The following is a 12,705-nucleotide window of genomic DNA, read 5'->3' as shown; positions in this document are numbered from 1 at the left end:
CTGGAGCTATCTTGACCCTCGACATCGAAGCCCTAACGGTCCGCTTCGAGGAGCAGCTGCGGCAGGTTGCCGTGGCCGATTCCCCGTTCGTCACAGAGGCCGCCAGTCACCTGATAGCAGCCGGGGGAAAACGTTTCCGACCCCACTTGGTGTATCTCGCATCGGAGTTCGGTGGCGAGGTGGACGAGGAAAGGCTGCTGAAGGCCGCTCTCGTGATGGAGCTGACCCACGTCGCGAGCCTCTACCACGACGACGTCATGGACGAGGCCGAGATGCGCCGTTCCGCGCAGTCCGCGAACTCCCGGTGGGGGAACTCCATCGCGATCCTGGTCGGCGACTACCTGTTCGCGAAGGCGTCGATCCTGGTTGCGGATCTCGGCACCGACTACGTGCGGCTCCAGGCCGAAACCTTCACCCGGCTGGTGCAGGGGCAGATCGCGGAGACCCGGGGCCCGGGGACGGGGGATGCGCCGCTGGAGCACTACCTGCAGGTGATCGCCGACAAGACGGGCTCCCTGATAGCCGCGTCCGCGCTGTTCGGGGCGATGATCGCAGGGGCGCCGCAGGAAATCCGGGATGCCCTGGCCGCCTACGGCGAGGAGATCGGGTTGGTGTTCCAGCTGAGCGACGACATCATCGACATCACCAGCGACGTCACCGGCAAAACCCCGGGCACGGACCTGCGTGAGGGGGTACCGACGCTGCCGACGCTGCTGCTGGAGGCCTCCCGTGACCCGGCGGACCAGCCCCTGAAGGACCTGCTCGCCGGGGATCTGAGCGATGACGCGGCCCTCGCGGAGGCGTTGGCGATGCTGCGCGACCATCCCGTCATCGAGAAGGCGCGGGCCGAGGTTTGCCGTCACGCCGACCTGGCGAGGCAACACCTGGCGCCGCTTCCCGACGGGGAAGCGAAACAGCTGCTGCTCCAGGTCTGCGATGACCTGGTGAAACGTTCCGCCTGATCCCGTCCGCGGGAAATCAGGTTCGGCCCCGGCCGGTCGGAGGCGTGACAACGCCGTGGGTCGGACCTGCCGGGAATGGTGCGGGCTTGCAGTCCACGATCATCCCGGCTCGGAGCCAGGGCCGGCGGCACCATCCCTGCGACGGTTGTGCGCGTGCCCGGGTTCGGGAGAACCGTCCGGGCTGCGTCCTCGACGGCGTGGTGTCCTCGCGGTATGACTCCTCATCGTTTCGGCAACCTCGACAAAGCAATTTCTGAGGGTTGCCTAAGTCGGTTGTGGCGAGTTCTCGGGATGCCCACCGGGTCCTGGATGGCGAACGGCCGGAGCCCTGTGTTTCAAGCTGCTGTTTTCCGGGCCGTGACGCATCCGGGGACCCCTCACTTCGGACCAGTTGCCGAAAGGACTCATGTGTGACGAAAGCCAAGGTCTCTCCCTGCCCGGGGCTGCCCTGATAGTGTGAATCTCGGCAAGTTTGTGTTAACGTTCGTCAGCCCCCGAGTGGTCAGCCGATCGGAGGACAAGAAGTACAAATATGATTTGGGAGGGAAGCTACGTGTTGAAGAGGACCAAACCTCGCAGCAGGTGGAGGCCGATGGCAGTCCTGCTCGCGTTCCTGATCGGCGTGGCCGGTCTGATCGTCGGGAGTCCCGTTGCGCAGGCCACCGAAGTGGACGCCATCGATCCGGGGAGCATCCGCATCTCGCGGGTCGACGATGACAGCTCCAAGCTCTATCTCTGGACCGGCATCAAGATCGAGGCGAACTGGAGGATTCCCGACGGCACCGGAAAAGCCGGGGACACCTTTAAACTCGGCCTGCCCGAGGAACTAGACGGCGCCATTGGAAGCTTCGAGTTGAAGGGCAAGGAGGGCGATCCGCTGACCTACGGCACCTGCGAGGTTGGGTGGAACGAGGTCATCTGCACCCTGAACGCAAACGTCGAGGGCAAGAACAACGTCGGCGGATCGCTGTGGGTGCGGGCCCAGGTGGTCAAACTCACCAATGCGGACAAGGTCACCTTCGTCCTCCGCAACAGCGTCAAGGTCGAGGTGCCGCTTCCCAATGGGCAGAAGGGCATCGGCTACAACCCCAAGGTTCCCACCGAGATCTCCAAGTCCGGTTGGTTCCCCGGCAGTGACCAGACCGCCATCCACTGGAGGATCGTGGTTCCCGGCTCCAAGGTCGCCGACCGTTCCCTCATGACCATCACCGACAACTACCAGGTGCAGGGCACCAACTTGACCTTGGCCGAGGGCAGCCCGAACATCTACTGGATTCCCAACACCCCGGAGTGCTGGAACGAATCCAATACCCCTGGCTGTTTCCACAAACTTGACAGCTCCAGTACCCCGTCGCTGACCATCAGCCACGACGAGGACAAGGACGTGCTCAAGGCCGTCATCGACAACAAGGGCCAGAACTTCCAGGCCGACCGGATCTTCATCCTCGACATGCGGGTGAAGACCGAGGGGGCCATCTCCCCCGGGGCGCAGTACACCAACAAGGCCACCGTGGACGCCGAGCAGCGCGCCGCTACCGCGATCAAGGAAGTCTCGGGCGGCGGCACCGGTTCCGGTGACACCGTCGGGCATCTCGCCGTGAAGAAGGCGGTCGTGGGCGGCAAGGTTTCCGCCGACACCACCTACCCGGTGGCCTGGTCCTACGAGTACAAGGGCCAGACGCGCAGCGGCGAGCTGACGGTGAAGGCCGACGGCACCCTCGAAACCCTCAACAACGTCCCGAACGGCACCGTGGTCACCCTGACCGAGAAGGTTCCCGCCAGCGGCGACAACGACTACGGCGACCCGGTGTTCTCGGGTGAGGGCGTCAAGGACGGGGTTCCCGACGCCAACAGCGCCCAGGTAACCATCGAGGGCCTCAAGACCGTCGAGGTTTCCCTCACCAACCACGTGAACCCGAAACTGGCCCCGGTCGAGGTCACCCCCGGCGTGTGCAAACCGGGCTCCAGCGAGCCCACCAAACCCACCGTCAAGGTGGGTGAGACCGACGGCATCACCTACTCCACCCCGAAGATCACCACCTCCGGTGACAAGGTGACCGTCGAGGTCACCGCCACCCCCGCGTCGGGCAAGGAGATCGATGACCAGCACCTGCCGGAAGGCTGGAAGGCCAACGGTGACGGCAGCTACACCTTCACCACCACCATCACCCAGCCGGACTGCGTGAAGACCGTCACCCCCGTGATCCCCACCGTCGGCGCGCAGGTGTGCCCCGTTGACTCCACGACCCCGGTGCCGCCGTCGGTGACCGGTGTCGAGGACACCGACGAGATCGACTACAGCGAGCCCCAGATCACCAGCGCCAACGGCCAGGTCACCGTCGTTGTCACCGCCACGGCCAAACCCGGCCACCGGATCGACACCGACAAGCTGCCCGAGGGCTGGGTGCTCGTCAACGGCGTGGTCACCTACACCAAGACCATGACCCAGCTCGCGTGCGACCTTCCCGTGGCGCCCGCCATCAACCCCGGCGTCTGCACCCCGGGTTCCACCACCCCGTCGCAGCCCACCGTCAAGGTGGCCGAAACCCCCGGGATCACCTACGGCGAACCGGTGATCAAGGTCGCTGACGGCAAGGTGAACGTCACCGTCACCGCCACCGCTCAGGACGGCCACGAGTTCGGTGGTCCGATGCCGGAGGGCTGGAAGCGGATCGACGCCAAGACCGCCGTCTTCACCGGCGAGGTCAAGGTGCCCGTCTGCGAAGTCCCGGTCGCTCCCACGCCGGCTCCTACGCCGACCCCCACGGTGACCCCGACCAAGCCCGTCCCCGTGAAGCCGGGTCTGCCGAAGACCGGCTCCTGACCCAGCGCCTGTGCTGATTGGGCCCCGATCCTCTGGGATCGGGGCCCAATCGCTTTGGAAACGACAACAGGATGCGTTTCCCTCGATGCCGCACCGGGCTCCCGGTCGCCTTCGTCAAAGCGCGGAAGAAGGGGATGGGGGAAACTCGCCGGACCGCTACGCCTGCGCGTGTTTGCGATGCATCGTGCGATGCCGGGGATTTCGGGAGAGTCCCATGGCGTGGCGGCAATTCCCGCGGTGATGCGGCCGGATCGGTCAGCGACCTGGCTGGGTCATCGTGGGACCGGACTTCGCCAAGAACCCCTGAAGGGCCCCACGATGCCCAACGGCCAGCCCGCCTTGTCCATCCTCCTGCAGGGTGCTCACGGCTCAGTCCGCCTGTGTTCTCGTCGGTTCCTCGTTCCCGTGAGGTGACGAGGACGAGCGAAGACACTCCGGCGTGTCGGTGGCCGGGTGAGCGCAGCGTGACTCCCGTCCAGGGAGCGAAACCGCCTGAAAGTCCTGGGGCCCGAACGCTCACCATCCGCCGGGCCGGGCAATCGATCCGGTCATTCGCCGGCGCCGTGCATTTTGTTTCACCTCTTCTTCAAAATCCCGGGCATTCCTCGTTCAACGCTCAATGAGCAAAAATTCTGTTCATTACCGCCGGTCCCGGTGGCTGACTTTCGGGCCGGAAACACGGGGTTTCCTGGCCGAACGGCCAGAGTTTTCAGGCGTCGCTCATGCGGAAAAGGGTAACTTCTGTTAGGTTGCCTGCTGTTCAAAGTTTCAACTCCTTGGAGAGATGGGGGCGGGTTGAAGTTCGGGGGTAAACGCAATGCCAGAGGGTCCGGCGGCCTTCCGGGAATGATTGCGGCTGGTGTTCTGGTTGCAATTTCGGTGGCCGGGACGTGGGCTGCGGCCGGGGGTGGGATGGCCCCCGGGGAAATGGAACAGCATCGGGGGGCAACCACTCAGGAAAGCCGGCTAGACCCGCGGGTTAATCCGGTGCAGCTCGGGGAACGAATCGCCTCCGAGACGGCGGCTGGTCTCTTCCCGCCCATTCGATTCCCAGGATTGGGTTTTGATGAAAGCGACGCTTTCCGGGACCGTCCATCGGCATCGAACCAGCGGGCCAGCACGGCCTCGGGCGAGAAGATCTCGCAGGGCGGACGGGGAGCGAGTTTCTCCGGAACCCCGGGAGGAGAACAGGCTCTCCTCGTGAGCGGCGGGAGGATTCGCCCCGGGCAAAAATCTTTCCCTCCTCCGGCTTCTGTGAGGGACGATTCCCCGGTTTCCGGTTGGGCATTCGGTGCGCATCCGGGGGGCGCGGCCGGAATGCCCGGGTTCCTCGTCCCCGGAAACGGCGAGCGGACCGCGCTCGTCTCCGCGGGGACGAGCCCCCGGGTGTTCATCGCAGACCAGCGGAGGTGGACCAGCCCGGATTCTACGGGACCGGAGACCGAGGAACCGTTCCGGCCCGGCCCGGTTGCGGGGCTGCTGTGCGTGGTTGCGGTGGCCGGCGCGCTGGCCGGCAGAAGTGTCGTATACCCAGCAGGGAAACGGGGGGTCGGAGATGATCGGGTACGGTGCGCGGCGCGGCATTCCCTCCGGATTTTTCCGGAACGCAGGTATTTTCTCGTTCCCGTGGCCCGGTGCGGCCTGCCGGGGTGCGGAGAAAGGGAACTGTGAGGGTTCCTGTGTGAGCCAATGTCGCTTCTTGCCCGAGAAATGTGAAGCCGGGTGGGGAATGTGAACAGTCCGGAAGATCAAACGCGCCCGGGTTCGGTGCGCAGAGGGGGCGGTCTGTTCTTCGCTGTTGGGTCCAAATGATTCCACGCCGCTTGTCCCGGGTGGGAAACCTCCCCGGCGGAGGTCTTGGGCATCGGGCATCGAAACTCGGGGTGGGAGATTTGTCCACGGCCATTCAATCGTGTCGTGAAAAATGATTTGAGCGAGTGATTCCGGCTTCTTGGCGAGCACTCGAAGCGGGGCGCCGAGAGCGCCCTGGGGTGAAGGGCCGCGTCCCCCCGCGGCAGGCGGCGCAATGGTGCGCTGCGCCCCCTGTGGAGGGGCGGGATTCAGTTCTGCCCAAGGAATCCTGCCCCTCCCACCGGTTGGCCGTTCGGCAAGCAATCGGTTGTTGTCGTCCTTTCGGAGGACAGGGTTTCCTGATAGCTTCAACGCGCTGCCGATTCATGCGAGTGGGTTCAGGGGATTCCGGGATGGGGAGACAGGTCGACACGCGGGGTGCGTGCATGGTCGTCATGGGGGATGGCCGCCATGCGTGGCCCGTCGACCGTCCCCACGGGTGCACCGGTGGTTCACACGGCAACCGGTGGATCTTCGGGAAAAGCCTGAGCGGCAGCGAGCCGGGGGATGATTCTGGTTCTCCCGCCGTTTTCCGAAGCCATCGGCTTCGGAAAACGGCGGTGGGCGGTGTCGACCCCGAGGCTATGTGACGCGGGGGCGTCCTTGAGGGAGGGGCCTTGGCTGGATGAGTCTGGCCCCTCCACATGCTTCTCCGTGTCCACTCAACACTTGCTGACCCTCAATACTCGCTGAGCCGCAACCAGGCCCGGGCCAGGGCGTCCGGGTCCTGCTCCCAGGTGCCGTCGAACCGGCGTCGTCCCCGCCTCGTGGCTTCCGCCAGGCCGGTGAGCAGGCGGGAGGCGAAGGGCGCGCCGGCCGCTTCGAGCCAGGCCGCGTCCTTCGTCAGCAGCGGCGAGGACAGGGCACCGGGTCCGGCGTCCAGGACCCGCTCGCACCAACGCTTCGTGGTCTCCGTCACCCGCGGTGAATCGATGCTCCATTCGGCGACATCCCCGGGGTCCGGGTCGTCGGAGAAAGCGGGAAGATTTCCCACCCAGGATCGCGCCACGACATCCAGGCCCGGCCACCAGAGCCCACCCAGGGGTTCGGGGATCCGGATCGGGCCGTCGCCCGGGGTGGTCAGGCCCAGCAGCTGATCCTCGCGCACCAGGCAGGTGACGGTGGCTCCGGTGCTGCCGAATAGTTCCGTGGCGAGCCCGGCCCCGAGCGTCCGGGCCGCGGGAAGCAGCTCCAGGCGCCGCCCGGCGACGAGCAGTCCATGCCTGTCTCCGGTCTCGATCCCGCCCGAGACCACCTCGAAACCCTCCGGAACGTTTTCCCACGCGTTCCAGGGGGCCTGCAAGGCGGCCCGGACCTGCTGCCCACCACCCAGGCGGCCGTCAGGACGGGCCGTTGCGTCCGCCACCAGCACCCGGTGCCTGGACAGGGTGAAGGGGGACTCGCTGATCCCTCCCCAGCTCTCCCCGGCCTCGTAACGGGCGGGGACGTCGCGGGCGGTGCCGGGACGCAACCGCGTCAGCGACCAGGTGTTTTTCCACTGATCCTGGAAGGTGATCTGCGTGCCGGCGAACCCCGAGGCGGCGATCACCGGTTCCGCGAACAGCGGCGTCAGCGTGAGCCCGCCGATGTCCTGATAGGGCTGCCGGGGCCTGCCCAGCAGCTCGTTTGCGTCCTGTCCCTCGGTGAGTCCGCGCAGCCGGTGCAGGTTCAGCAGGGCCGCGGAGAAAGCCTCCATCCTGGGGCCCGGGGCCCGGCCGATGGAGTGCACGAAACCCGTCAAGGCCCGGTCCGCGACGACCAGCCCGTGGATGCGCATCCGGTGCAGATCGGCGGCCAGACCCGTGCGCTGAGCGGCCCCCAGTCTTCCCGCGCCCTTCAACAGCACCTCGGTCAGGTGCTCCCAGGCCAGGTCGGCGGTGGCCGACTGCTCCCGGGTGATGGTGCGCGCATCGGCCCGGGCGGCCTCCTCCGTGAGCCTGCGCAACCGCTCCGCCGGGTTGCGTGGGTCGATCGGCGGTGCCTCCGGGGCGGTCGGGGTCTCGTCGTCTGTCACATCCAGGCTGAGCGCGACGGCCGCGCGATGGGCACAGCCGGGGGACAGCAGGCAGTCGCAGGTGATGTGCTCCTCCGAGGTGGCGACCGCCACGTCCGCCAGGCGAACCGTCGCGTTCCCGAAACCGATCTCGGGACCGATCGGCACCGGATCGGCCAGCAGGGCGTCCACCCGCCTGCGGACCCGTGGGGCGAGCGAATCGGTGATGGAGGCCATCAACGCGGGGGAGATCCTCATCGCGATCCCTCCCTGACCACGGTGCCGACCCAGCGGGCCAGGTCCAGCGGCGAGACCGCGGCGACGCGCATCCCGGCCCCGGCCACCCGCGCCGCGATCCCGGCGTTGTAGACGCCGGTGCCGGTGTCGTTCAGGGCCGCGCAGCCGAGCAACGTCACCCCGGAGGTCGCCAGGGCCTCCACCTCGGCCAGCATGGGAGCGTCGGAACCGAACTCCTCGAAGTCGCTGATCAACACCAGCAGGGTGCGGGACGGCACCTTCACCCGTGATCGCGCCACCCGCAGCGCGGATGCGATGTCCGTGCCTCCCCCCACCGAGACCTCCAACAGCAGCGCCAGGGGATCGTGGACGTGGCCGGTGAAGTCCAGCACATTGGTGTTGAAGGCCAGGAAATCGACGCTGAGGGCGGGAGATTCAGCGAGGATCGCCGCGGTCAGGGCCGAATAGACCACCGATTCGGACATGGAACCCGACACGTCCACCAGCACGATCAGGTGCCAGTCGATGTCGCGCGCCATCGGGGCGTGGAACACGGGATGGACGGGAACCACCTGGGGCCGTCCGTCGAGGGGAACCACGTGCCGCAGGTTGCCCCGGATGGTGCGGTCCAGATCCAGGCTTCCGGTGCGACGCCGGGTGGGGCGGCCCGTCGCCAGGCCACTCAGGGCCGGGCGCAGCCGGATCGCCAGCTCCGCGCCCAGCTCCTTCACCAGCCGGGCCACCAGGGGACGCAGCTTTGCCAGCCGCGCCTCCGGCAGCGCACCGTGCAGCGACAGGGCGGTGGCCAGCAGGTCCACCGACGGCCGCACCGAATCCGGATCGAGCCGTTCCACCACGTCGCCGCGTCCCTTCGCGGCGGCCTGTCCGAATATCTCCTGCACCTCGTGCTCACCGAAGAGGACCTCGATCTCGTCCTGCCACTGCCGCACCCCCAGCTGCGACGGGCCGTTCCCCGCGCCGCGACGTGAGCCGTCCAGGGAATCCGAGTCCGGGCGGCCGTACAACTCGTCCAGGGCGGAGGCCATCCGGCGGCCCTGGTGCGACAGCCTTTCCCGTTCGGTGCCCAGCACCAGCCGCCACCGTTCCGCCGGGGGAAAGGCCAGGTCGGCCAGCCCGAGAGCGGCCAGGCGGTCGCGGGCCGCGGTGTCGTAGCGGGTGGCGGCCAGGGTCTCCTCGGGGCTGAGCACCAGGTCACGGGCACGCCCGAGTTCGCGGGCCAGGTCGGTCAGGAGGGCCTTGCGTGCCTGTTCGGGCAGCACGTCGAAGCCGCCTCGCAGCGCGGGCAGCAGGGAGACGAACTCGTCGTCGGGGATGGCACCCACCCGATCCACCAGGGCGATCGTCGCCGGGGACGAGTCAAAGCGGGGAAAAGCGGTGGTCAGCAACCCGACCAGCCTCCTGCGCAGGGCCCGGCGCGCTTCCGGGGTGGGGGCGTCCAGCCACGACGCCACCCGGCCGGCGGAATCGTCATCCAGCAGCAGCCCGGCGGCCGCCCCCTGCATCAGGGGGGAACCGTCCCCGGCGAGTTGTTCCAGGGCGTGCCCGAGACTCAGGGCGTGGGAGCCGCCCTGGGCGACGAAGACCGCCAGGGCCCTGGCGTCCTCGGGATCATCGGAACCGCGGATGCCGCGCAGTTCTCGCACCGCGGCGGAGGTGAACTCGTCGCGCAGCTCGGCGGCGCGCATCCGCTGCTGCTCCGGCAGCAGCGAGGCACCGGGAATGTGCGACGAAGCCACTTCTGCGAGGGCCACCGACAGCGCGACGGCATCCGTGAAACCGACTCGCCCGGCAAGCGGACCCACGAGCTGGAGAGCCCGCCCCATTGCCGAGTCCAGGGCGCATCCGGCGGCCTCGGTCAGCAGGGCGGTGGCCTCCTCAGGGGTTTCGACCTTCCGGGTGAGCAGCACCGTCGCCGCCACCTGCTCGGGGGTCAGGCCGCGCGGCGCGGCCAGTTCGATGCTGGCATCCGTTGCCGTGCTCCACCTCAGATCCCAACTCAGCCCCACCATCTCCGCCCCGCGCGACAGACCCTGGCTGACGGGGGAGGCGAAGGTGATGCCGCCGGTGAACAGGCGCGTCAGCAGCACGTGGCGGCGCAGGTCCCGGGGGTTGCGCAGCGGTTCCAGATACAGCTGTTCGTTCTTTTCCAAGGGAATCCGCAGGGCCTCCAGCTCTGCCAGGACGTTCGCCCGCAGCGCCGAGACGGGCGTGCCGGGAGCCACCCGGCCGGAACGATCCCCGATCAACACCTGCTCCAGGGCCTCGGCCACCACCCGGCCCCGCCCCAGCACCTCCCCCTGGGCCAGCACAGTGGTGGCCGCCTCGATGAGCTCCCGGCGCGACGGGGCGGCCAAACCCCGCAGGGCCGCCAGGTCGAGGGCCACCCGCGCGGTCTCGGCCGCCTCTCCGGGCCCGGCGGGATGCCCGGCGGCGCGCAGCCGCCGGGTGATCTCCGTGATCAGCCGGGTGGTCTCGTCGCGGAGCCTGTCCGGGGCCAGCTCCGAGGCGAGAACCACCTGCTGCCAACCGGGGTCACGGATACCGGCCGGATAGCCCGAACGGGAATCCAGCTGGGCGAAGGTGTAGCGCACCAGGCAACCCACCACATCGGAGCCGTCGAGGACATCGAGAGGGCCGGGTTCCGGGGCCAGCAGGGCGGCGGCGTGGAAAGAACCGACCACCGCCGCCACTCGGCGGCCCGCCGACAATTCCCGGCCCAGCACCCGGTTCATTCGTTCCTCGCGGGCCCGGGTGTGGGCGTCGATCCGGCCCTCCGCCTTCCGGAGTGCCCAGCCGTGGGTCAGCGCCGCGACCCGCAACTGCTCCGGTGCGGAGCCGGGCGCGGGGGCCTCGACGAGCCGGTCCCAGGCCTCCTGGGGGTCATTCGTCCGGACCCGCGCGAACAGGGCGTCGCGCCCCCGGGAATCGCCGGGGAAATCCTCGGTTGCCTCCTCGGGTTCCGGGACGGCGACCGGCAGGTCCAGACAGACCACCGGCACCGAGTTGGCCCGCGCCCAGCGCAGCGCCACCAGCTCCGGGGAGAAGTCCGCGAATGGGTAGAAACTGAGGTTCCCGTCCCGGCTGAAGGCCATGGCCAGCGGCGCGGTGGCCTCGGGATGGGTGAGCCAGTCCAGCCATTCGGCGGCCTCCGTGGGCAGCTCGACGGCCAGCACGTCCGGGGCGAACCCCTCCAACAGGCGGGGGGTGGCCACCGACATGGCGGGGGAGTGGTGCCTGATCCCGATCAGGAACGGAGCCCGGCAGCCTGTCAGCTCCGCGATCTCGGTTTCCGTGGTCATGCTTCGAGCACGTGCCGCTGCTCCCAGAGCTGCACCCACGTGTGGCGGCCCTCGGCGGCGCGGCGTTTCACGACGGAATCCCAGTAGGCGAGCAGACGCGCACCGTCCTCCGAGTCGTCCTTGCGGACGGCGCCGAGGAGCTGCCCCGGGATCAGACGCACCCCGTCTCGGGCGTGCGGGAAGAACGCCCCGGCCAGCGCGATGGAACCGGAGATGGCCACGGCCTCGGCGGTGGACAGCACCGTCGACGGTTTCTCCACCGCCCAGCCCTCCTGGCTCACCCCGGAACGCAGCTCCCGGAACGCCGTCACCAGGGTTTCGACCACCACCTCGTCGACCTTGGATCCGGCACCCGCCGCGGTGAGGGCCTGGCGGGTGCGTTCCCTCACCAGGGCGATCTCCGCGCCCGCGTCGGCGATCGGCTCCACCGCCTCGAAGTTGAAACGGCGCTTCAGGGCCGCGCTCATCTCCGAGACGCCACGGTCCCGCAGGTTCGCCGTCGCTATGACACAGAAACCCGGGGCGGCGTGGACGGCGTACTCGCCGAGCTCCGGCACCGCCAGGCGGCGTTCCGAGAGCACCGAGACCAGCGCGTCCTGGACCTCCGGCAGGCAGCGGGTGATCTCCTCCACCCGGGCCACCCGTCCGGTCCGCATGGCCGCCAGCACCGGTGAATCCACCAGCGCGTCCTCGCTGGGGCCCTTGGCCAGCAGCTGCGCGTAGTTCCAGCCGTAGCGGAGCTGGTCCTCAGTGGTGCCCGCGCTGCCCTGGACCGTCAGGCCGCTGGTGCCACAGATCGCGGCCGACAACAGTTCGGACAGCATCGACTTGGCCGTGCCCGGTTCCCCCACCAGCAGCAGCGCCCGCTCACCCGCCAAGGTGATGACGCACCGCTCCACCAGGGAAACGTCCCCCACGAACTTCCGGCTGATCTTCAACCTGTCATTGCCGCAGACGAAGGCCACCACCGCCTGCGGGGTGAGCAGCCAACCCGGTGGTCGGGGGCCCTTCTCTTCGGCGAGCCGGGCCAACTCCTCGGCGTGGCGCACCTCCGGTGGCGGCACCTGCCGCACCTGTTCCATGGGACCTCCTCGGGTTTCCTGACATGCGCGGATCAAGCTAGCAGGAGGCCCCGACAAAAACCGACGCCCCCGGGGTACACGGGTTCCCCCGGCGGCTGGGGCGGCCTCGGGGGATGTATGCGGATGCCCCCGGAGCACACGGGTTCCCCGAACACCCTCACTTCACATCACCCCGTCCCGCTCCTCCCGTGCAGGACTCGCGGAGGTTCGACGTGAGAGTCGGCCGGCTGGGCCACCTGTCCCGCTCCTCCCGTGCGCGACTCGCGGAGGTTCGACGGTTCAACGTCGTCACGCGACGTTGAACCGTTCTCCGCCCGCGTTTCGTGCACAAGGAAGGAGGGGGAGGGGGCCGGAGTTGGGAGTCGAACGGTCCGGTCTGTTGGGGCAGGTTCTGGCCGTGACCGGAGCGGTGCCGGTCGCCGGATCGGGTGGCTAT

General features: G+C 68.4%; 5 protein-coding genes. 2 read left to right on the top strand and 3 right to left on the bottom strand.

Annotated elements, in window-relative coordinates; genetic code table 11:
- The first annotated feature begins 11 nt into the window (after positions 1-11).
- On the top strand, positions 12-962 hold the full coding sequence (locus ACO6D6_RS14275) for a polyprenyl synthetase family protein (protein WP_484785911.1): 951 nt from the start codon (positions 12-14) through the stop codon (positions 960-962).
- Between the two features lie 592 nt (positions 963-1,554).
- Complete coding sequence (locus tag ACO6D6_RS14270; protein WP_484785910.1) at positions 1,555-3,786, top strand: Ig-like domain-containing protein; 2,232 nt, start codon at positions 1,555-1,557, stop codon at positions 3,784-3,786.
- Positions 3,787-6,316: 2,530 nt separating this feature from the next.
- Here ACO6D6_RS14270 and ACO6D6_RS14265 read toward each other — a convergent pair.
- Genes ACO6D6_RS14265 through ACO6D6_RS14255 form a run of 3 tightly spaced genes read right to left on the bottom strand, consistent with a single transcriptional unit; the run spans position 6,317 to position 12,269 of the window.
- Positions 6,317-7,888, bottom strand: a complete 1,572-nt coding sequence (locus ACO6D6_RS14265; RefSeq protein WP_484785909.1) for a hypothetical protein — start codon at positions 7,886-7,888, stop codon at positions 6,317-6,319.
- Positions 7,885-11,187, bottom strand: coding sequence for a DUF5682 family protein (locus ACO6D6_RS14260; protein ID WP_484785908.1), 3,303 nt, complete (start codon positions 11,185-11,187; stop codon positions 7,885-7,887). Before ACO6D6_RS14260 ends, ACO6D6_RS14265 begins: the two co-directional genes overlap by 4 nt.
- Positions 11,184-12,269 carry an ATP-binding protein gene (locus ACO6D6_RS14255; protein ID WP_484785907.1) on the bottom strand — a complete coding sequence of 362 codons (1,086 nt, stop codon included), beginning with the start codon at positions 12,267-12,269 and terminating at the stop codon, positions 11,184-11,186. Before ACO6D6_RS14255 ends, ACO6D6_RS14260 begins: the two co-directional genes overlap by 4 nt.
- Between the last annotated feature and the right edge of the window lie 436 nt (positions 12,270-12,705).

The organism is Arachnia sp., assembly GCF_057238465.1.
The sequence above is the reverse complement of the archived record's forward strand: the minus strand, read 5'-3'. Positions and strand labels throughout refer to the sequence as shown.